The sequence below is a fragment of the Microbacterium sp. genome, assembly GCF_049661145.1.
GTDB lineage: Bacteria > Actinomycetota > Actinomycetes > Actinomycetales > Microbacteriaceae > Microbacterium.
Window position 1 is genome coordinate 1 of record NZ_JBASZT010000240.1, and the last position, 19529, is coordinate 19529.

Below are 19529 nucleotides of genomic sequence, written 5' to 3' on the forward strand. Positions count from 1 at the left end.
CTGCCACCTCGGGCAGCGCGGGCCGGTGCATCGCGGCGAGGGCCCCACGGTGCACCGCGTAGCCGGTGAGCCGTTCCGCGACGGCGTCGTCGACGACGTAGACCGGCGCGGTCCCCGCCAGCGGTTCGGCGTCGGCGAGCCACTTCTCCTGCACGAGCACCGACCGCGGGCGGTGGCCCGCCGCCACGGCTCGCGCGATGACCTTCGCCGATTCGGCGATGTACAGGCCACCGGCCGGCTCCAGCGCCCGTCGCAGCGCCACGTCGGTGAGGTCGCGGTAATCGGCGAGCCGTGGGTCGGTAGGGTCGGCGACCTTCACGACAGTCATGCCCCCATGCTGGCACGCCTCGTAACATGCCCGAAAAGCGGGGCGCGTAGTCTCGAGAGGTCCGCAGCGAGAGGCGGCGAGAGGAGGGGGCCATGTCGACCGTGCTCGATCCCACAGCCGCTCAGATCCCCGATTCCCTCACCGACCTGGACCTGCAGGCGACCGCCGCGATCGGTCGCGCCATCGACGCCCTGGCGGGCCGCCGCGTCGCCGTGCTCACCGGCGCCGGAGTATCGACCGATTCGGGCATCCCCGACTACCGCGGCAAGGGCGCCCCCGTGCGCACGCCGATGACTGTGCAGCAGTTCCTCTCCAGCGAGGCTGCGCGCCGCAGGTACTGGGTCGGCAGCCATCTGGGCTGGCGTGCTTTTGCCGCCGCCGCTCCGAACGCCGGCCACGAGGCGCTCGTGGCATTGGAGAATGCCGGCATCGCGACGGGCATCGTCACCCAGAACGTCGACGGTCTGCATGTGCGCGCCGGCAGCCGCCGCGTCGTCGAGTTGCACGGCACGATGCGCCGCGTGCTGTGCACACACTGCGGTCAGGTCTTCGACCGTCGCGACCTCGCTGCCCGAGTCGAATCCGACAACCCCTGGATCGCCATCCCCGATGCCGTCGAGCTCGGCCCCGACGGCGACGTGCTGCCCGGCTCGACCGACGGCTTCGTCGTCCCGGTCTGCACCGTCTGCGGCGGGATGCTCAAGCCCGACGTCGTCTTCTTCGGCGAGTACATCCCCATCGCCAAGTTCACCGAGGCGGAGCAACTCGTCCGCACGAGTGAGGCCCTGCTGGTCGCCGGGTCGTCGCTCGTCGTGAACTCGGGCATCCGCCTGCTGGAGCGCGCGCGGCGACGCAAGCTCCCCGTCGTGATCGTCAACCGCGGCGAGACCCGCGGCGACGGCCGCGCGACCGTCAAGATCGACGCAGGCACGAGCGAGGTCCTGCGACGGCTCGCCGGCGCGCTGCCCGCCGCGCGCTGATGCCGCGCTCACGTAGGCTCGAACAGTGACCTCACTCATCCTCGTCCGCCACGGCGAAACCGATTGGAACGCGCAGCGCCGCATCCAGGGTTCGACCGACATCCCGCTCAACGACACGGGACGCGCACAGGCTCGCGAGGTCGCCGAGCGCCTGCGTGACGAACTCGCCGATGCCGGTCCGCTCGTCGTGGCTTCGAGCGATCTGTCGCGCGCGCACGAGACGGCGCAGATCGTCGCCACGGTCGCGGGTGTCGCCGAGCCGCGCACGTATCCACAGCTGCGCGAACGCGCATACGGGGATGCCGAGGGAATCACCGTCGACGAGTTCGCCCGGCGCTGGGGCGACTGGCACACGGCCGAGATACCGCGAGCCGAGACGTGGCCGGACGTTCGCCGCCGCGCGCTCACCGGCATCCGTCGCGTCGTCCGCGATGCCCGTCGCTCGACCGCGCCGCAGTCGCCCACCGTCATCGTCGTCGCGCACGGCGCGCTGATCCGCGAGATCATCCGGCACGCGTCGGCCGGTGAGTTCCCTCACGCCGGCGAGCGGCTGCCCAACGGTTCGACGCATGCTTTCCTGGTCGAGCGCGACCGCCTCAGCCTGCGCTCCTACGCGGCGCATCCTGTCGGCTGACGGCATCCGTCTCGTCGGCATCCAGCCGCACCAGGACGACGCCCAGCAGCAGCAACGCGCCGCCGACGAACTGGATCGGTGCGGGCGTCTCACCCAGCAGCAGCCATGCGAAACCGAGCGCGAACAGCACTTCGCTCAGTCCGATGAACGACGCCAGCCGCGAACCGATCCGCGGCACCGCCATGACGCCGAGCGCGTAGCCGAGCGTCGTCGCCACTCCGCCCACCCATAGCAGGGCGAGGATGCCGGGGACCTCGACCCCTCGGAACGCCACCGTGACGTCGGGCGCCGTGAAGGGGATGACGCCGGTCGCGGCGATCACGCCCATCGACAGCGCCCCGACGAGCAGACCCCCCGAGGCCAGAGCGAGCGGCGGCAGGTCGTCGCCGGTGCGCTCGCTCATGACGAAGTACACGCACACGCAGACCGCCGCGCCCAGCGCCAGCAAGGTCCCAACGAGGTCGAAGTGTGCACCGGCGATATCGACGACGAGCACAAGCCCGGCGATCGCGACGATCGAGCCGACGATGACGAGGCGCGACGGGGCGCGACGGGTGCGCAGCCAGACGAAGCCGACGAGCATGACCGGCGCGAGGTACTGGATGAGGAGCGCGACGGCCACCGGCATCCGCTGCATCGCCGAGAAGAACAGCACCTGGCACCCCGCCACCGGCATCAGCCCGAATGCGAGCAGTGCGAGACCGTGGCGGCGCAGGAAGGAGCCCTCCCGGTGCATCGCGCGGATGAGCGCCGGCGACAGGATGAGGCCCGCGAGCCCGATCCGCACGATGAGGGCAGCCGAGATCGACCACCCGACTTCGAGCAGCGGCTTGACCAGCGGACCGCTGGACGAGAACGCGAGCGCCGAGACGACGGCCATGACGAGTCCCGCGGTGCGCCGCCGCGGCACGTCGGCGGCGGGAATGGCGCGCGCGACGATATCGAGCGGAGCGGTCTGAGTCACCGGCGGTCCCTGTCATTAGTGACTGGTGTTTACACTGGTGACGGTAGCGCCCGAAGCGGTCAGGAGTCAATGTGGTTTTCATCCATGACACTGAGATTTCACTTCGCGCTGCCGCCGCGCTCGTGAACACTCTCCCCGAGACCGACATCGATGGCATCGACCGCCTCGTGACCCAGGCGGACTTCGACGCCTACCTCCGCGAGTACCCCTACACGGGCACCTTCCGCCGCGACGATCAAGAACTGACCGCCGTACGGGCGAACCGGCCGCGATTGCTTGCGCTGTGGAACGTCGGGCGCGACAGCGCTGTACCCCTCGTCAACGCGATGCTACGGGACGGTCACGCGCTGCCGCAGCTCGTGATCCACGACGAGTTCGACTGGCACATCCACGCCACCGAGCCCGACGTGCCGCTGTCGGTCCGCATGCTCGTCGAGTCGGCGATGGCATTCGTCGACGTGATCCGCTCCGATCAGTGGGACAGGGTGCGCATCTGCGACGCCGACGACTGCAAGTCGGTGTACATCGACTTCTCGAAGAACCGGTCGAAGCGGTACTGCGACACCGGAAACTGCGGCAACCGCATGAATGTCAACGCGTACCGCCGCCGGCGGGCGCAACGAACCGCCTGATCGCCTCGGCCGCCTCGCGCGGTTTCTCGTAGTGGATGAGGTGTCCGACTCCGGCGATCTCCACGAGCTCCGCCTGCGGGAACAGTGTTCGCAGGTGGCGCTCCGCCTCGATCGGGGTGATGTCGTCCTTCTCGGCGGCGATCAGCAGCACGGGCTGCGCGATCTGGGACGCGAATGCGCGCACGTCGTTCGATACCGAGGCAACGAACCCCTGGTGCAGGACGTCGCGGTCGCCGAAGCGAGAGAAGTACGTGTCGTGCTGATCGTGGATGAACGTCCGCAGCCGCTTGTCTTGTGTCTTGGCCATCGAGACGCTCATGACTCGGACGATCAACCGATTGCGCAGCAGTGCGTCGCCCAAGCGTTTGGGCAGTCGCGCACCGGCCCAGTAGTAGAACACGGCGAGGCGGGTGAGGATGCCGCGCGGGCCTTCCAGCGCGGGGGCGCCGATCGGGTTGACGAGGATCACCCGCGGCGCCTCCAGTCCCCCGGCGACGGCCGCCGCCACGACGATAGAGCCGAAGGAGTGGCCAAGGATGTCCGCTCCCGGTGCGATGGCGGTCGCGAAGGCCGTGAGCCAGTCGGCATACGTCCGCAGCGTGTGCTCGACTCCCGCAAGCGGCGGGGTCTCGCCGAAGCCGGGCAGGTCCGGGGAGATGATGCGGATGCCGTCGAGGAATGCAACGACCGGCTCGAGCCCGTGGTGGTCGCCGCGATAGCCGTGCACCATGATGAGGGTCGCCGCCGCATGCGGGTCGCCATACTCCCAGTACGCGGTGATTCCTCCCGCAATGGTCACGTCGCGGCGGGCGACCGGAATCCGCGCGAGGGCAGCGGCATAGGGTGAGGCGACGGTCACTCATCGAGTCTACGGACCCGCCCGCGTGGGTCCGACTCGATGTCGGCGCCCGCACATACCGTCGAGGGCATGGAAACGTGGCAGGCGCTCCCACTGTGGGAGGATCCCGAACCGAATGCGGCCGAGTGGGCTTCCGGGGCGAGGGATGCAGGCGGACCGACTCGAGTGGTCGCAGGCGCGCGCTGGTGCGACACCGTCGGAGTGTTCGACCTCGAAACCACCGGGGTCGACGTAACGGTCGATCGCATCGTGACGGCACACGTCGGCGTGCTCGGACCCGACGGCGTGCCCCGATCGGCTGCATCGTGGTTGGCCGATCCGAGCATCGAGATCCCCGAGGGCGCGACGGCCGTTCACGGCATCTCGACCGCTCACGCACGGGCACATGGGCGATCGGCGGCGGACGTGGTGGCCGAGGTCGTCGTGGCGCTGCGGGAACTGTTCGACGCCGGCATCCCGGTCGTCGCGTACAACGCGCCGTTCGACTTCTCATTGCTCAAGCACGAGGCGCTGCGGTATGGCATCGAGCCGATCGCTGACCCCGCGCCGGTGATCGACCCGCTGGTGCTCGACAAAGCGCACGACCGTTACCGCAAGGGCAAACGCACACTGGAGGTGGTCGCGGCCCATTACGCCGTGACGCTCACGGGCGCTCACGACGCCGCCGCTGACGCGATCGCGGCCGGGCGGGTCGCGCAGGCACTGGCCGAGCGCTTCCGCCTCGACGCGCCCATCCACGAGTTGCACACGCAGCAGATCGGCTGGGCGCGGGCGCAGGCGGAGAGCCTGACCGAGTACTTCATCCGTATCGGCAGGCTCGACCCTTCCGAGACCCTCGACGGCAGCTGGCCGATCCGGTGATGCGAAAGTCCCGCCTCGCTGGGCAGATTTCCTCGCCCCCGCGGCGCGGTAGCGCGCCTGAATAGCGGAGCGCGCAAACGACGAAAGCCCCCGCCGGGAGCGGGGCTTTCGTCGAGAGGAGGGACGCCCTACTTGCTCGAGCCGCCGAAGTTCTTGAAGCGCTGGTTGAACTTCTCGACGCGACCGGCCGAGTCCATGATGCGCTGCTTACCCGTGTAGAACGGGTGCGAGGCTGACGAGATCTCGACGTCGATGACCGGATAGGTCTCGCCGTCCAACTCGATCGTCTTGTCGCTCGTGACCGTCGAACGGGTCAGGAACGTCTCGCCGGAGCCGAGGTCACGGAACACGACCGCCTGGTACGCGGGGTGGATGTCAGTCTTCATGGGTGGGTCCTGTCCTGAGATGCCCTGGATTCTGCCAGAACGCGGAAAGTCGGCGGTGCGAACGCACCAAAGAACAAGTCTATCATCCGCTCGCTCGCGCGGCGAACCTGCCTTCCGCCACTGTGAGAGCGATCGGCATGCCGAACGTCGCCGACAGGTTCTCCGCCGTCAGCGTCTCCGCCAGCGGACCCTGCGCGACGACGGCGCCGCCCTGCAGCAGCAGCACGTGCGTGAAGCCGACCGGGATCTCTTCGACATGGTGGGTGACCATGATCATCGCCGGCGTCGACTGGGCCTGTGCGTAGCCGCCGAGGAGCGACAGCAACTCCTCACGCGCCCCGAGGTCGAGGCTCGCGGTGGGCTCATCGAGCAGCAGCAGTTCGGGGTCCGTCATGACCGCACGCGCGATCTGGACGCGCTTCTGCTCTCCCTCCGAAAGTGTGCCGAAGGTGCGCTCGGCGAGTTGATCCAGCTTCCACTCGCCCAGTACGCGGCGCGCACGCTTCTCATCGATCGCCTCGTACTCCTCGTTCCACCGGCCGAGCACTGAGTACGCCGCGGTCAGCACGACGTCGAGCACGGTCTCGTCCGGCGGCAGCCGGCGCGCCATCGCGGACGAGGCGAAGCCGATGCGCGGTCGCAACTCGAACACGTCGGTGCGCCCGAGCCGCTCGTCGAGGACCGTGACCTCGCCGGTGGTCGGATGCAGCAGCGTCGCCGCCAGTTGGAGGATAGTGGTCTTGCCGGCACCATTGGGTCCGAGGATCACCCAGCGCTGATCGTCCGTGACGCTCCAGTCGATGTGGTCGATGATGTTGCGGGCGTTGCGGCGGACGACGACATCGGCGAATTCAAGGACCTGGGGCATGCTCCCAGCCTATCGACTGGTGGCGGTCACCTCTCGGTACAGAGCCGCCGTGGCGTCGGCGATCGCCTGCCAACTGAACTCGGTCGCAGCGCGGCGCCTCCCGGCGTCCCCGTACGCGCGGGCACACTCCGGATCGGAGACGACCTCGGTCAGAACGGCGGCGAGGTCGGCGACGAAGCGATCCGGGTCGATGGGAGTGCCGGTACCGTCCTGCACCTGTTCGATCGGCACGAGCCGGCCGGTCACACCGTCGACGACGACCTCGGGGATGCCGCCGGTTGCCGTGCCGACGACCGCGGCGCCGCAGGCCATCGCTTCGAGATTGACGATTCCGAGCGGCTCATACACGCTCGGGCACACGAATGTCGTCGCTGAGCTCAGAACCGCGCACAGCTGGTCACGCGGAAGGAACTCGCCGATCCAGACGACTCCGTCGCGCTGGCCCTGGAGATCACGGACGAGCCCCTCGACCTCCGCCAGGATCTGGGGCGTGTCTGGCGCGCCGGCACACAGGACCACCTGCACGTCGCGCGGCAGCCGCGCCGCCGCGCGCAGGAAGTAGGGCAGTCCCTTCTGCCGCGTGATGCGGCCGACGAAGACGACCGATGGCCTGTTCGGATCGATACCGTATCGCTCCAGAAGGGCGTGATCGGCGCGAGGCTGCCAGCCTTCGACGTCGATCCCGTTGTAGATCACGCGCACCTTGTCGGGATCCAGGGACGGGTAGCTGCGCAGGATGTCGCGGCGCATCCCGCCGCTGACGGCGACGACGGCGGCGGCGTGCTCGTACGCGGTTCTCTCGATGTAACTCGACACGGCGTAACCGCCGCCCAGTTGCTCCGCCTTCCACGGCCGCAACGGCTCGAGCGAGTGCGCGGTGATCACGTGCGGGATGCCGTGGAGGAGCGACGCGAGGTGCCCCGCGAAGTTCGCGTACCAGGTGTGCGAGTGGACGACATTCGCCCCCGCCACGTCCCCGACGATCTCCAGATCCGTCCCAAGGGTCTGCACCGCGGCGTTCGCCGTCGCCAGCTCGACGGGTACGCCGTAGGACGTCGTGCCCGTCTCGTCGCGGTCGGCGCCGAACGCGCGCACCTGCACATCGATGGTCTGGCGGAGAGCCCTGACGAGCTCGGTCACATGGACGCCCGCCCCTCCGTATATTTCCGGCGGGTACTCCTTGGTCACGATGTCGACTCGCATGTTCGAACGGTAGTACAACCCCGCCCGGGGGGCATAGTGTGGTGCCATGCCTGCAGCGCCGAAGGTCTTTGGAATCATCCTCGCCGGTGGCGAGGGAAAGCGACTCATGCCTCTGACGGAGGACCGAGCCAAACCCGCCGTGCCGTTCGGGGGGCAGTACCGCCTGATCGACTTCGCGATCTCGAACCTGATCAATTCAGGGCTTCGCCAGATCGTCGTGCTGACGCAGTACAAGTCCCACAGTCTCGACCGCCACGTCTCGCAGACGTGGCGCATGTCGGCGTTGCTGAACTCGTACGTCGCCTCGGTGCCCGCCCAGCAGCGACTGGGCAAGCGCTGGTTCTCGGGTTCGGCGGACGCGATTCTGCAGTCGCTGAACCTGATCTACGACGAGAAGCCCGACATCGTCATGGTGATAGGCGCCGACCACGTCTACCGGATGGACTTCGAGCAGATGCTCGACGCCCACATCGCATCCGGAGCGAAGGCGACGGTCGCCGGAATCCGCCAGCACATCTCGCTTGCGAACCAGTTCGGCGTCATCGATCTCGACCCGAACGACCACACCACGATCCGGGATTTCCTCGAGAAGCCCCAAAACCCCAACGGGCTGCCCGACGCACCACACGAGGTGCTCGCGTCGATGGGCAACTACATCTTCGACGCCGACGCGCTCATCGCCGCCGTCGAGGCCGACGGCGAGGTGCCGGGTTCGAACCACGACATGGGCGGCGACATCATCCCGTACTTCGTCGGGCGTGGCGAGGCTGCCGTGTACGACTTCAAGCGCAACGATGTGCCGGGCTCGACCGACCGGGACCGCGACTACTGGCGTGACGTGGGGACGATCGACTCGTTCTTCGACGCCCACATGGATCTCATCTCCGCGCTCCCGATCTTCAACCTCTACAACATGGATTGGCCGATCCACTCGCAGGCGATCAACTCCCCACCGGCGAAGTTCGTGCGCGATGGCGTGGGCCGGATGGGTAATGCGATCGACTCGATCGTCTCGCTCGGCTCCGTGCTCAGTGGTACGCATCTGGAGCGGTCGGTCGTCGGTCCGTGGACGTTGTCGGGCGGCGGATCGACCATCACCGACTCCGTGCTGTTCGACCACGTGAACGTCGGATCGGGTGCGCGCGTGCACCGCGCCATCCTCGACAAGAACGTCGTCCTCGAACCGGGCGCGAGCGTCGGGGTCGACCGCGAGCTCGACCTGTCCCGAGGCTTCACCGTCACAGACAGCGGGATCACCGTTGTCGGTAAGAACGCCTTCATTCCCCGCTGACCTGGTTCCGCCGGTCCGGCCGGTAGGTTTGACGGGTGCCGGCCCCCCGCTTTCTCGTCGTCTTCGACGCCGACTCCACTCTGCTGCGCAATGAGGTCATCGAGCTCATCGCCGACGAGGCCGGTCGTGGCGCCGAGGTCGCCGCCGCCACCGAGGCGGCGATGCGCGGTGAAGTGGACTTCGCCACCAGCCTGCGCGCCCGCGTGCGTGCGCTCGAAGGCGTACCGTTGTCGGCGTTCGACCGCGTGTGCGCGCGCGTTCAGCCCACCACCGGCGCGGCAGAGCTCATCGCAGCGATTCACGCCCGCAGCGGCCTCGCGGCTGTCGTCTCGGGTGGCTTCCACGAGGTCCTCGACGCCGTCGCACCACCGCTCGGGGTGGACCTCTGGCGCGCGAACCGGCTCTCCGTGACCGGCGAGGCGCTCTCCGGCACCGTCGATGGTGGGATCGTGGATGCCCCGGGCAAAGCCGCTGCGCTGGAGGAATGGGCTGCGGCATCCGGCGTCCCGCTGCGACGCACGATCGCGATCGGCGACGGTGCGAACGACCTGCGCATGATGGCCGTCGCGGGACTTGGACTCGCGTTCAACGCAAAACCCGTGGTGCGCGCGGAGGCCGACCTCGTGATCGGCGAGGTGGACCTCCGGGAAGTCATCCCTCTCCTTCCCTGAGCGACTACGACCGCGGCGCCGCCGTCGCGCAAGGGGGTGACCGGTGTCGGACCCCGTGCGTAGCCTCGATGACATGAACAAGAACACGGACGTCGTCCTCATCCCCGGATTCTGGCTCGACGCATCGTCGTGGGACGACGTCGTCCCGGTGCTGCGCGATGCGGGCCTGAATCCTCGGCCGCTGACCATGCCGGGCGTCGGTGCTTCACCGCACGAAGCAGAAGGCAAGGGCCTGTCCGACTGGATCGACGCTGTTGTGGCCGAGATCGATGCTGCCACCGGCGAGATCGTGGTCGTCGGCCATTCCGGCGGCGGGAACGTCGCCTGGGGCGCCGTCGATGCCCGGCCCGATCGCGTGGCACGAGTCGTCTTCGTCGACACCGTCCCGCCGCCACCGGGCGCGAACGTCGGCGAGTTCGAGACGAGCGAGCCGGTCATCCCCTTCCCGGGGTGGGACTTCTTCGACGATGAGGAGGTCGGCGACCTCGACGAGGACACGCGAGTGCGGACGGCATCGCAGACCCGCAGCATCCCCACGCGGGTCGCGACCGACGAGATCGTCCTCGCCGACGCGCGGCGCTACAACGTTCCCGTCACGGTGCTCTCCGGGCATCACGACGAGAGCGAGTTCCGCGCGCTCCTGGCGAAGTGGGGTCCGTTCGCCCATGAGTTCGACGCGATCACAGACACCGAGATCGTGCGGCTCGACACCGGGCACTGGCCGCAGTTCTCGCAGCCGCAACGCCTCGGCGAGGCGATCGCCGGGGCAGTCCGGCGCGGAGGTCATTGAGGCACGGCCTGCCCATCCCCAAACGTGGACAGTCTTCGAGAAGGCTGGGGGTCGCGGTCGCTGTGGTACCCGGTGGGGCTGGCGGCAAGCCCCCGGGTGGTTGACGTACCGTCCGTCAATGACCCATCCCGAGACCGCCGTCGACGGGGATGACGGCGCCCGAGATGTAGGCGGCGTCTTCCGAGGCGAGCCACGTCACGACCCCGGCGACCTCGTCCGCCGTGGCGAACCGGCCGATGGGAATGCTTTGCTTGTACTCGGCCTGCGTCTCCTCGGGGAGCTCCGCCGTCATGTCGGTCTCGATGAAGCCGGGTGCGACGACGTTCGCCGTGATGCCGCGACCACCGAGCTCACGCGTCAACGAGCGCGCGAAGCCGACGAGCGCCGCCTTCGACGACGAGTAATTGACCTGTCCCGCCGAGCCGTAGAGGCCGACGACGCTGGAGATGAGGATGATGCGCCCCCATTTTGCGCGCAGCATCCGCTTGGCCGCGCGCTTGACGACCCGGAACGTGCCGCCGAGGTTCGTCGCGACGACCGAGTCGAAGTCGTCCTCGGTCATACGCAGCAGCAGCATGTCCTTCGTGATCCCGGCGTTGGCGACGACGATCTCCACCGGACCGAGTTCACGCTCGACCTCGCTGAACGCGGCATCCAGCGATACGGCGTCGGTGACATCCGCGCGCACCGTGAGGGTTCCCTCGGGGCCTTCGCCGGACCGCGCTGTGACGGCGGTCGGGTAGCCGGCGGCGACGAAGCGCTCCGCGATGGCGCGACCTATGCCGCGGTTTCCGCCGGTGACGAGGACGACGCGCTGGGGGGTCATGATGCTCCTGGATGGGCGGGCGAGGATCGGCCCAGCCTATCCCGACCCTTGCCGTCCATCCCGGAAGGCGCCCCGGTAGGCTGGCCACGCGAGACAGGAGAAGCTCATGAGCGATGCCACCAACCCCGCCACGCCGGATGCCGACGGACACCCGGCCTGGAACGCGCCGGATGCTGCGGCCACGCCCCCGCCGACCCCGTCCACGCCCCCCGCGTATCAACCCCCGACCTATCAGCCGCCGGCGTTTCCGGATCCTCAACCCGGATACGGCGCACAGCCTGGGTACGGCGCGCAACCCGGGTATGGCGGCGCGCCGCAGGCGTACGGCGCCCCACAGGCGCCCCCCTACGGCGCAGCGCCGTACGGTGCATCTGCGTACGGCTACGCCGCACCTGGTCCGAAGATCAACGCGCTCGCTGTCGTGTCGCTGGTGTCTTCGATCGCCGCATGGATCATCGTTCCGCTCATCGGCTCGATCGTGGGCATCATCACCGGGCACATCGCCCTCGGCCAGATCAAGCGCACAGGTGAGCAGGGTCGCGGAATAGCCATCGCCGGCACCGTCATCGGATGGATTTCAATCGGACTCGTCCTGATCGGGCTGATCCTGTTCTTCGCGGTGTTCATCCCCCTCGCGATCGTGAACGGCAACGGCCGCTACGCCTGAGGCTCCGACCGTAGCGAGTCGTACGCGGCGTACCCTGGAGGGATCGTGAAGAACCCTGCTTCCCAGTCTGCGACGTCGTTGCCGCGCGCTCCGCGCGACGACGCACACGGGCGCATGACCAAGTACTTCACGATGATGGCGATCCGTGTCGCCTGCTTCGTGTTGATGGTCGTGATCACTCCCTACGGTTGGTACACGTGGCTGTTCGCGATCGGCGCCTGCTTCCTGCCGTATGTCGCGGTCGTGGTCGCGAACGTCGCGACCGCACCGGCCCAGCGAGCGGTGCCACCGGAGCGCGCGATCGAGTCCTCCGCGCCAACGGCACCGACCGCGACCGAGACGGGAGTGATCCGCATCCAGGAATCCGGCTCGCGACGGACACCGCCCCCTTCCTCGCCGGATCCGTCGTGAGCGCGCCGCAGTGTTCGCGCGCCGGATGCCGCGCGAACGCGACCTGGCAGGTGGTCTGGCGCAACCCCCGCATTCACACCGCCGACCGCCGAAAGGTGTGGACGGCGTGTGATGCGCACGTCACGTTCCTCCACGACTACCTCGCCGCGCGCGACTTTCCCGTAGAGGTCGCGGCGTTCGAGACGGGGGCCGTTTCGTGAATCGCGGCACGGCGCTACGCTGGACCGGGTACGTCGCCGTCGCGATCGCCTTCGCCATCGCGTGCGCATTCTTGTCGAACTGGCAGTTCTCCAGAAGCGCCGAGCGCGAGCGGCAGCTGGCGCTGATCGCCGCGAACTACGACGCCGACCCGGTGACGCTTCGCGAGATCATCGGCGCCGACGGCGCGTTCGATCCGGCCGACCAGTGGCATCCGGTCGCCCTCGTCGGCGAGTACCTTTCGGACGAGACACTGTTGGCGCGCAACCGCGCCCACGGAGGTACGAGCGCCTTCGAGGTCCTGGTACCGTTTCGCACCGTCGAGGGCGACGTCTTTCTCGTCGACCGCGGTTGGGTATCGCCCGGGAACGATCATCCGGAGCCCGATGTGATTCCCACCGCGCCGACAGGGCAGGTGACGGTGATCGCACGGTTGAAGCCGGGCGAGCCGCTGCCGAACTCGGGACGTTCGGCGCCGTCGGGCCAGGTCCCCACGATCAACCTGCCGCTCGTCGCAGAGACGACCGGCCGGGCCGACCTCATCACGAGCGCCTACGGACTCATGGTCTCAGAGGATCCCGCGCCCGTGACGGCTCCGAACCCGCTCGAGACGCCGTCGGACGATCCCGGGCCGTACCTGTCGTACGCGATCCAGTGGATCCTCTTCGCCGTGATGGGGTTCGTGTTCATCTGGTACATGATCCGCACTGAGATCCGCCACCGCCGCGAGGATGCTGCAGATGCCAACACCGACGCATCCCCGCGTCGCGACAAGCGTCGTCGTGATCGCGACATGCAAGACGAGGATGCCCTCGTGGACAGCGCGCTGCGCTGAGCGCCGTTCGGCAGCCGCTTCAACACAGTGCGCGGCGGAATCACTGTGCCCGAGCGACTGTAGAACGCGCAGCGCCGAGTCGTAACGCGCTACGCCAGTTCGATGAGGTCCACGTAGTCGCGGCCCCAGATGTCCTCGACGCCGTCCGGCAGGATGAGCACGCGCTCCGGGTTCAGCGCCTGGACGGCACCCGAGTCGTGTGACACGAGCACGACCGCGCCTTCGTAGTGCGCGAGTGCACCGAGGATCTCCTCGCGAGAGGCGGGATCGAGGTTGTTCGTCGGCTCGTCGAGCAGCAGCATGTTGGCGCTGGAGACGACGAGGGTTGCGAGCGACAGGCGCGTCTTCTCCCCACCGGAGAGCACGCCGGCGGGCTTGAGCACGTCGTCCCCGGTGAACAGGAACGAGCCGAGCACCTTGCGGGCCTCGGTCGCCGTGATGTCGGGAGCCGCCGACATCATGTTATCGAGCACCGAGCGGTGCGTGTCGAGGTTCTCGTGCTCCTGTGCGTAGTACCCGATCTTGAGGCCGTGGCCGGATTCGAGCACACCGGTGTCTGGAGTGTCGACGCCCGCCAGGATGCGCAGCAGGGTCGTCTTGCCGGCGCCGTTCAAGCCGAGCACGACGACCTTCGAACCGCGGTCGATCGCGAGGTCGACGTCGGTGAAGATCTCGAGCGACCCGTACGACTTCGAGAGGTTCTTCGCCATGAGCGGCGTCCTGCCGCACGGGGCGGGCTTGGGGAAACGGAGCTTCGCGACCCGGTCCTCCTGCCGCACCTCCTCCAGGCCCGAGAGCATCTTCTCGGCGCGGGCGACCATCTGGTGGGCGGCGGCGGCTTTCGTCGCCTTGGCACCGAACCGGGCGGCCTGCAGCTGCAGCGCGGTGGCCTTCTTCTCGATGTTCGCGCGCTCTTTCTTGCGCCGCTCTTCGTCGGCCACCCGCTGGCGCAGGTAGTTCTTCCAGCTCATGTTGTAGACGTCGATGACCTGACGCATCGCGTCCAAGTAGAAGACACGGTTGACCGTTTCACCGACGAGTTCGACGTCGTGCGAGATCACGATGAGCCCGCCCTTGTAGTTCTTCAGGAACTCGCGCAGCCACACGACGCTGTCGGCGTCCAGGTGGTTCGTGGGCTCGTCGAGGATCATCGTCTGCGCGTCGGAGAAGAGGATGCGCGCGAGCTCGATGCGGCGACGCTGTCCACCGGAGAGGGTCTTCAGCGGCTGGTCGAGAATGCGGTCCGGCAGCGACAGGTTGTGGGCGATGGATGCCGCCTCGGCCTCGGCGGCGTAGCCGCCGAGCGCCTCGAAGCGCTCCATGAGATTGCCATAGCGCCGCATCGCCTTCGCGGCGACCTTCTCGTCGGCATCCCCCATCTGCAGTGACGCCTCGTGCATCTGCAGCGCGAGGCTGCCGAGCCCGCGGGCATCGAGAATGCGCGTCCGGGCGAGCATCTCCGGGTCGCCGGAGCGAGGATCCTGCGGCAGGTAGCCGAGCTCGCCGGAGTTCTCGACCCTGCCGTCGGTCGGGATGAGGTCGCCGGCGAGCACCTTGGTCAGGGTTGTCTTTCCCGCGCCGTTGCGCCCGACGAGGCCGATCTTGTCGCCGTCGGACACCCGGAACGTCACGCCCGACATGAGCGTGCGCGCGCCCACGCGGATCTCGAGATCGTGCACGGCGAGCACAGCGGACGTCCGTTCTTCGGCAGTGAGGGATGAGCGGCCCCGCGACGAATGGCAGGCCGACCATCGATTCTACCCGGTCGGTGGGAGACGACTCCGCGGAGCGCGACGCTGCCGCCCGGAGACCGCTCACCCCTCCGGCAGGACGGCCTGCAGGCGAGCGTCGAGCCCGGGGATCTCCTCGCGTCCTTCAGGATGCCGATCCCCGTGATCGCCCGCCTGTCCTCCCGCGTCCAGGAGGGGGCACCCCCTTCTCCGCGACCGAACCGATCGCGCCGTTCGCCGCAATCGTGTCGCCCGCTGCCGCCGAATGGTGCAGCGTGCCGGAACGTGGTGCGTGCACGGGCACTTCCATCTTCATCGCCTCGAGCACCGCAACGGTCTCCCCCGCTGCGACGGCGACGCCGTCCGCGACCCGCCACGCGGTGAGCATCCCCGCGAAGGGGGCGATCACCGTGCCGGGTTCCGGGGCGGTGTCGTCGGCGCCGCCATCGTCTTCGGGCGTACCCGCCGCACCCGCCGACAATCGGGACAGGAACGCCTCCGGCAGTCCCACCTCGACCCGTCGCCCGTCGACTTCGATCGGCATCCGTATCATGCGAGGTCGGTCCGGTGCGGGAACAGCCACCGCCGGCTCGAACGTCGCGGAGCACTCCTCCTCGATCCACCGGGTGTGCACGGCGAAGTCGCCGCACGGCGCCGTGAATGCGGGATCGGTCACGACGTGGCGGTCGAACGGCAGCACCGTCGCGACGCCCTCGATACGGAACTCATCGAGAGCGCGTCGTGCGCGCGCGAGAGCCTGCCCACGGTCGCGGCCCCAGACGATGAGCTTGGCGAGCAGGGAGTCGAAACTGCCCGGCACCGCGTACCCGACGTCGACACCGGAGTCGATCCGGACGCCCTGGCCCCCTGGCACGTCGAACCGCGCGATCGTTCCCGGAGAGGGCAGGTACCCCAGGCCAGGATCCTCGGCGTTGATGCGGAACTCGATCGCGTGACCGAACACGGGAATGGTCTCGGGTACCGAAAGGGGCTCGCCCGCCGCGATGCGGAACTGCTCTTGGACCAGATCGATCCCGCTCACCTGCTCGGTGACGGGATGCTCGACCTGAAGCCTCGTATTGACCTCGAGAAAGGACAGCGTGCCGTCTTCGCCCACCAGGAACTCGACGGTGCCCGCTCCGACGTATCCGACAGCGGCGCAGATATCGGCGGCGGACTGATGGATGCGGTCACGGAGCTCGTCGCTGAGAAAGGGAGCGGGAGCCTCCTCGACGAGCTTCTGGTTGCGGCGCTGCAGCGAACAGTCCCGCGTGCCGACCACCACGACGCGGCCGTGACGGTCGCCCAGTACCTGTGCTTCGACGTGCCTCGGCCGCTCGAGAAACCGCTCGACGAGACAGTCGCCCCGGCCGAACGCCGCGACCGCCTCGCGGGATGCCGCGTCGTAGGCCTCTCGGATCTCGGAGCGCTCACGGGCGATGCGCATGCCCCGCCCGCCGCCGCCGAACACCGCCTTGATGGCGATCGGCATCCCGAACTCCGCAGCGAACGAGATCACCTCTTCGACATCCTTGACCGCCCCGTCGGTGCCAGGAACGAGGGGCGCCCCGACCCCGGCGGCGAGGCTCCGGGCACGGGCCTTGTCGCCGAGCAACGCGATGGTGCTGGGGTCCGGGCCGATCCAGAGCAGGCCTGCGTCGATGACAGCCTGGGCGAAGTCGGCCCGTTCCGACAGGAAGCCGTATCCGGGGTGCACCGCGTCGGCGTGGGAGCGCGCCGCGGCATCCAGGATCTTCGGGATGTCGAGGTAGGTCTCCGCCGGCGTACGTCCGCGGAGCGCGTACGCTTCGTCGGCGAAGCGGACATGCAGAGCATCGACGTCATCATCCGCATAGACCGCGACGCTTCGGATGCCGGCTTCGGATGCCGCCCGGATCACACGCACGGCAATCTCGCCCCTGTTGGCGATCAGGATCTTGCTTATGGATGACATCGGGTCTTCTCCTCTGTGATCGCCTGTCGCACCGGCGTGAATCGCACCCGGCAGCCAGGGGCCAGTTGAGCGGCGAGTTCGCTGTCGTCGTCGTGGACGACGGCGATGACGGGATAGCCGCCGGTGAGCGGCCTATCGGAGAGGAAGATCACGGGTTGACCGTCCGGAGGCACTTGAATCGCACCGAGGACCATCCCTTCACTCGCCAGCTCGCGGCCTGCGTAGTCCGCCGAGCGACGTAGGGGCGTGCCCCCGAGTCGCGCACCGACCCGGTCGCTACGCGGCGTCACGGTCCAGCTCTCGGCGGCGAAGATCTCGAGGGCCTCCCGATCGAACCACTCGTCGCGAGGACCGAGCACGACTCTCAGCGTGGTCTCCTCCCCCGCCAGGGGAAGGGGGCGCGGGTCTGGGGTCTCCGGCATCCCGACGGCGTGGATCGCGTCACCGGACACCGCGAGCTCGTCACCGACGGCGAGGGGTTCGGGTCCCAGGTCCGCGAGCGTGTCGCGAGACCGGCTGCCGAGTATCAGCGGTCCGGCAACGCCGCCGCGCACGCCGAGGATCGTGCGCATCCCGCGCGTCGGAACCGCGAGGGTGAGCCGCTCGCCCGCGCTCAGCCGAAACGGGATCTCAGGCAGCGTGTCCCGCGTTCCGAGCGGGCCTGTGATGCGGCCGGCGCGGCCTGCACCCGCAAGGGCGAGCACTGTCGGCGCCAGCGCTTCGATACAGAAACCGCCGTGGCCGAGCTCGATCGCGGCGGCACCCGCGCGGTTTCCCGCCAACCTGTTGGCACGCCGATAGGCGTGCCGCGGCGCCGCACCCGATTCGCCGACGCCCATGCCCGCGACACCATGACGACCTTCGTCTTCGATCACGGACTGAAGACCGGGCTCGATCACCCGGAGCACGGGGCGATCCACCGTCCGCATCGACTGCCGGGACCGCGGGACCCGACCCGATCCGACGATCGTCTGGCGCTCGGCCACGAATCTCACCGTGCCTCCGGTCAACAGCGCCGCAGGCTGCTCACGATCGGTGTCCCACATGACGCGTGCAGTGCGACCGATGATCTGCCATCCGCCCGGGCTTTCGCGAGGGTAGATGCCGGTGAACCGCCCGGCGAGGCCCACCGATCCCGGCGGGATGCGGGGCCTCGGGGTGGAACGACGCGGCACCTCGAGACGAGGATCGCCGCCCGACAGATACGCGAACCCGGGGGCGAATCCGGTGAACGCCACCGTGTACCGGGCCGCGACGTGCCGACCGATCACCTCCTGCGGGGTCATGCCGACGAGCGCAGCCACCTCATCGAGGTCCTCGCCCCCGTAGTGCACCGGGATGATCTCCTCGACCGGCGCGGGAGCGCGGAGCTCGCCGGCGGCCGCCGAGGCGATGATCCTTCGCAGTTTCGGCGCCAGTCTCGATCCGTCACGCGCCTCGCCTCCCGTGACGAGGACCGTCTCGGCCCCCGGGATCAGCTCAGAGACGCTGAGCTCGTCGCACTCCCGCGCCGCGTTCAAGGCGGCGAACACCCGTCGCGCGCTGTCGAGATCACCGCAGTCGATGAGCAGTGCCACGGTGCCCGCGGGGCGGATCAGCAGCGGAGAACTCATCCCGCGCTCGTGTTCATGAAGCCGGTGAGTGTCACGCCGGCGCTCCGCAGCGTACGGCGCACCGCTTCGGCGATCTCGACGGCCGCCGGGGTGTCGCCATGAACGCAGATCGACTCCGCGCGCACGGAAATCTCGCTGCCATCTCGGGCGACGACCGCACCGGAGCGCACGAGCCGCAGCATCCGTTCGGCGATCTCTGCCGGGTCGTGGAGCACCGCGCCGACCTCACGGCGCGAGACGAGCGCGCCGTTCGCCTCGTAGGCGCGATCGGCGAATGCCTCGGGGATTGCCCGCAGCCCCGATGCCTCCGCCTGTTCGACCAACGGAGAACCGGCGAGACACACCAGCGCGAGTTCGGGATCGAGCGAGCGAATCGCATCGATGACCCGCTGCGCCTCGCCACAGTCGAAGGCGATGCTGTTGTACAACGCACCGTGGGGTTTGACGTACGTCACTTTCGTGCCGGCAACCCGGGCGAGAGCCTGCAGCGCACCGATCTGGTAGATGACATCCGACTGGAGTTCTTCGCGCGAAAGGCGCATCGGGCGACGACCGAACCCCACGAGATCCGGATAGGCGACATGCGCCCCGACCGCGACACCGTGCTCCGCTGCCAGTCGCAGCGTGTCGAGCATCGAGGCGGGGTCACCCGCGTGGAAGCCGCATGCGACATTGGCGCTCGTGACGATCCCGAGCATGGCGGCATCATCGCCCATGCGCCAGGCACCGTAGTGTTCGCCCAGGTCGCTGTTCAGGTCCATCCGCAGAGTCATGGCGTGCTCCTCTCCTCTCGAACGTCAGTCTCGCGCGCGATACCGACAACGCATG

General features: G+C 68.6%; 21 protein-coding genes and 1 pseudogene. 11 read left to right on the plus strand and 11 right to left on the minus strand.

The genetic code is table 11. From position 1 onward, the window contains the following. Nucleotides 1-328 (minus strand): annotated as a pseudogene (locus tag WBP48_RS10210) (TrmH family RNA methyltransferase); the annotation flags it as partial. A gap of 92 nt (nucleotides 329-420) precedes the next feature. Between WBP48_RS10210 and WBP48_RS10215 the strand changes: the two are divergent. Both WBP48_RS10215 and WBP48_RS10220 read left to right on the plus strand, forming a co-directional pair. After that, the gene (locus WBP48_RS10215) at nucleotides 421-1308 is read left to right on the plus strand and encodes a Sir2 family NAD-dependent protein deacetylase (RefSeq protein WP_424439850.1); all 888 of its coding nucleotides are present in this window, start codon (nucleotides 421-423) and stop codon (nucleotides 1306-1308) included. A 25-nt stretch (nucleotides 1309-1333) separates the two neighbouring features. After that, nucleotides 1334-1942 carry a histidine phosphatase family protein gene (locus tag WBP48_RS10220; RefSeq protein ID WP_424439853.1) on the plus strand — a complete coding sequence of 203 codons (609 nt, stop codon included), beginning with the start codon at nucleotides 1334-1336 and terminating at the stop codon, nucleotides 1940-1942. On the opposite strand, the gene WBP48_RS10225 is transcribed toward WBP48_RS10220, so the two are convergent. Then, nucleotides 1905-2906, minus strand: coding sequence for an EamA family transporter (locus tag WBP48_RS10225; RefSeq protein WP_424439856.1), 1002 nt, complete (start codon nucleotides 2904-2906; stop codon nucleotides 1905-1907). The genes WBP48_RS10220 and WBP48_RS10225 overlap by 38 nt on opposite strands. Nucleotides 2907-2977: 71 nt before the next feature. On the opposite strand from WBP48_RS10225, the gene WBP48_RS10230 reads away from it, so the two are divergent. After that, complete coding sequence (locus tag WBP48_RS10230) at nucleotides 2978-3538, plus strand: CGNR zinc finger domain-containing protein (RefSeq protein WP_424439859.1); 561 nt, start codon at nucleotides 2978-2980, stop codon at nucleotides 3536-3538. Here WBP48_RS10230 and WBP48_RS10235 read toward each other — a convergent pair. Continuing rightward, complete coding sequence (locus WBP48_RS10235; protein WP_424439862.1) at nucleotides 3498-4397, minus strand: alpha/beta fold hydrolase; 900 nt, start codon at nucleotides 4395-4397, stop codon at nucleotides 3498-3500. The two genes, WBP48_RS10230 and WBP48_RS10235, sit on opposite strands and share 41 nt — an antisense overlap. A gap of 69 nt (nucleotides 4398-4466) precedes the next feature. On the opposite strand from WBP48_RS10235, the gene WBP48_RS10240 reads away from it, so the two are divergent. After that, entirely contained in the window at nucleotides 4467-5258 is a 792-nt protein-coding gene (locus WBP48_RS10240) for an exonuclease domain-containing protein (RefSeq protein WP_424439865.1), read from the plus strand. Nucleotides 5259-5386: 128 nt separating this feature from the next. Here the strand turns inward: WBP48_RS10240 and WBP48_RS10245 are convergent, their stop codons facing one another. The 3 genes from WBP48_RS10245 to glgA form a co-directional block, all read right to left on the minus strand. Continuing rightward, nucleotides 5387-5644, minus strand: a complete 258-nt coding sequence (locus tag WBP48_RS10245; RefSeq protein ID WP_424439868.1) for a type B 50S ribosomal protein L31 — start codon at nucleotides 5642-5644, stop codon at nucleotides 5387-5389. A gap of 82 nt (nucleotides 5645-5726) precedes the next feature. Further along, nucleotides 5727-6512 (minus strand): ABC transporter ATP-binding protein, encoded by a 786-nt coding sequence (locus WBP48_RS10250; protein WP_424439871.1) that lies wholly within the window; start codon nucleotides 6510-6512, stop codon nucleotides 5727-5729. A 9-nt stretch (nucleotides 6513-6521) separates the two neighbouring features. Further along, complete coding sequence (gene glgA / locus WBP48_RS10255) at nucleotides 6522-7715, minus strand: glycogen synthase (protein WP_424439874.1); 1194 nt, start codon at nucleotides 7713-7715, stop codon at nucleotides 6522-6524. A gap of 46 nt (nucleotides 7716-7761) precedes the next feature. Between glgA and glgC the strand changes: the two genes are divergently transcribed. The 3 genes from glgC to WBP48_RS10270 all read left to right on the plus strand — a co-directional run bounded on the left by glgC (nucleotide 7762) and on the right by WBP48_RS10270 (nucleotide 10467). Next, the gene (gene glgC / locus WBP48_RS10260) at nucleotides 7762-9006 is read left to right on the plus strand and encodes a glucose-1-phosphate adenylyltransferase (protein ID WP_424439877.1); all 1245 of its coding nucleotides are present in this window, start codon (nucleotides 7762-7764) and stop codon (nucleotides 9004-9006) included. Between the two features lie 35 nt (nucleotides 9007-9041). After that, entirely contained in the window at nucleotides 9042-9677 is a 636-nt protein-coding gene (serB, locus tag WBP48_RS10265) for a phosphoserine phosphatase SerB (protein WP_424439880.1), read from the plus strand. A 73-nt stretch (nucleotides 9678-9750) separates the two neighbouring features. Continuing rightward, nucleotides 9751-10467 carry an alpha/beta fold hydrolase gene (locus WBP48_RS10270; RefSeq protein WP_424439883.1) on the plus strand — a complete coding sequence of 239 codons (717 nt, stop codon included), beginning with the start codon at nucleotides 9751-9753 and terminating at the stop codon, nucleotides 10465-10467. A gap of 115 nt (nucleotides 10468-10582) precedes the next feature. On the opposite strand, the gene fabG is transcribed toward WBP48_RS10270, so the two are convergent. Further along, nucleotides 10583-11293, minus strand: a complete 711-nt coding sequence (gene fabG / locus WBP48_RS10275; protein ID WP_424439886.1) for a 3-oxoacyl-ACP reductase FabG — start codon at nucleotides 11291-11293, stop codon at nucleotides 10583-10585. 106 nt (nucleotides 11294-11399) lie between these two features. Here fabG and WBP48_RS10280 point away from each other — a divergent pair, with 106 nt between their 5' ends. Genes WBP48_RS10280 through WBP48_RS10295 form a run of 4 tightly spaced genes read left to right on the plus strand, consistent with a single transcriptional unit; the run spans nucleotide 11400 to nucleotide 13404 of the window. Then, nucleotides 11400-11960 (plus strand): DUF4190 domain-containing protein, encoded by a 561-nt coding sequence (locus tag WBP48_RS10280; RefSeq protein WP_424439889.1) that lies wholly within the window; start codon nucleotides 11400-11402, stop codon nucleotides 11958-11960. A 45-nt stretch (nucleotides 11961-12005) separates the two neighbouring features. Further along, a complete protein-coding gene (locus WBP48_RS10285; RefSeq protein ID WP_424439892.1) occupies nucleotides 12006-12371 on the plus strand; it encodes a DUF3099 domain-containing protein in 366 nt (121 codons plus the stop codon). Beyond that, nucleotides 12368-12571 carry a hypothetical protein gene (locus tag WBP48_RS10290; RefSeq protein ID WP_424439895.1) on the plus strand — a complete coding sequence of 68 codons (204 nt, stop codon included), beginning with the start codon at nucleotides 12368-12370 and terminating at the stop codon, nucleotides 12569-12571. The genes WBP48_RS10285 and WBP48_RS10290 overlap by 4 nt, the downstream gene beginning before the upstream one ends. After that, a complete protein-coding gene (locus tag WBP48_RS10295; protein WP_424439898.1) occupies nucleotides 12568-13404 on the plus strand; it encodes an SURF1 family protein in 837 nt (278 codons plus the stop codon). Before WBP48_RS10290 ends, WBP48_RS10295 begins: the two co-directional genes overlap by 4 nt. Before the next feature lie 89 nt (nucleotides 13405-13493). Here WBP48_RS10295 and WBP48_RS10300 read toward each other — a convergent pair whose 3' ends face one another. The 4 genes from WBP48_RS10300 to WBP48_RS10315 form a co-directional block, all read right to left on the minus strand. After that, nucleotides 13494-15092 (minus strand): ABC-F family ATP-binding cassette domain-containing protein, encoded by a 1599-nt coding sequence (locus WBP48_RS10300; protein WP_424439901.1) that lies wholly within the window; start codon nucleotides 15090-15092, stop codon nucleotides 13494-13496. 187 nt (nucleotides 15093-15279) lie between these two features. Further along, nucleotides 15280-17088, minus strand: coding sequence for an acetyl/propionyl/methylcrotonyl-CoA carboxylase subunit alpha (locus WBP48_RS10305; protein ID WP_424439904.1), 1809 nt, complete (start codon nucleotides 17086-17088; stop codon nucleotides 15280-15282). Then, entirely contained in the window at nucleotides 17076-18701 is a 1626-nt protein-coding gene (locus WBP48_RS10310; RefSeq protein ID WP_424439907.1) for a carboxyltransferase domain-containing protein, read from the minus strand. Before WBP48_RS10310 ends, WBP48_RS10305 begins: the two co-directional genes overlap by 13 nt. After that, nucleotides 18698-19474 (minus strand): LamB/YcsF family protein, encoded by a 777-nt coding sequence (locus WBP48_RS10315; RefSeq protein WP_424439910.1) that lies wholly within the window; start codon nucleotides 19472-19474, stop codon nucleotides 18698-18700. The genes WBP48_RS10310 and WBP48_RS10315 overlap by 4 nt, the downstream gene beginning before the upstream one ends. Nucleotides 19475-19529 lie beyond the last annotated feature (55 nt).

Bases quoted from the DNA above. Each gene is read 5' to 3' on its own strand.
- WBP48_RS10215 (WP_424439850.1), top strand. From the start codon at position 421: ATGTCGACCGTGCTCGATCCCACAGCCGCTCAGATCCCCGATTCCCTC.
- WBP48_RS10240 (WP_424439865.1), top strand. From the start codon at position 4,467: ATGGAAACGTGGCAGGCGCTCCCACTGTGGGAGGATCCCGAACCGAAT.
- WBP48_RS10245 (WP_424439868.1), bottom strand. From the start codon at position 5,644: ATGAAGACTGACATCCACCCCGCGTACCAGGCGGTCGTGTTCCGTGAC.
- WBP48_RS10250 (WP_424439871.1), bottom strand. From the start codon at position 6,512: ATGCCCCAGGTCCTTGAATTCGCCGATGTCGTCGTCCGCCGCAACGCC.
- glgA (WP_424439874.1), bottom strand. From the start codon at position 7,715: ATGCGAGTCGACATCGTGACCAAGGAGTACCCGCCGGAAATATACGGA.
- glgC (WP_424439877.1), top strand. From the start codon at position 7,762: ATGCCTGCAGCGCCGAAGGTCTTTGGAATCATCCTCGCCGGTGGCGAG.
- WBP48_RS10270 (WP_424439883.1), top strand. From the start codon at position 9,751: ATGAACAAGAACACGGACGTCGTCCTCATCCCCGGATTCTGGCTCGAC.
- fabG (WP_424439886.1), bottom strand. From the start codon at position 11,293: ATGACCCCCCAGCGCGTCGTCCTCGTCACCGGCGGAAACCGCGGCATA.
- WBP48_RS10280 (WP_424439889.1), top strand. From the start codon at position 11,400: ATGAGCGATGCCACCAACCCCGCCACGCCGGATGCCGACGGACACCCG.
- WBP48_RS10305 (WP_424439904.1), bottom strand. From the start codon at position 17,088: ATGTCATCCATAAGCAAGATCCTGATCGCCAACAGGGGCGAGATTGCC.
- WBP48_RS10310 (WP_424439907.1), bottom strand. From the start codon at position 18,701: ATGAGTTCTCCGCTGCTGATCCGCCCCGCGGGCACCGTGGCACTGCTC.
- WBP48_RS10315 (WP_424439910.1), bottom strand. From the start codon at position 19,474: ATGACTCTGCGGATGGACCTGAACAGCGACCTGGGCGAACACTACGGT.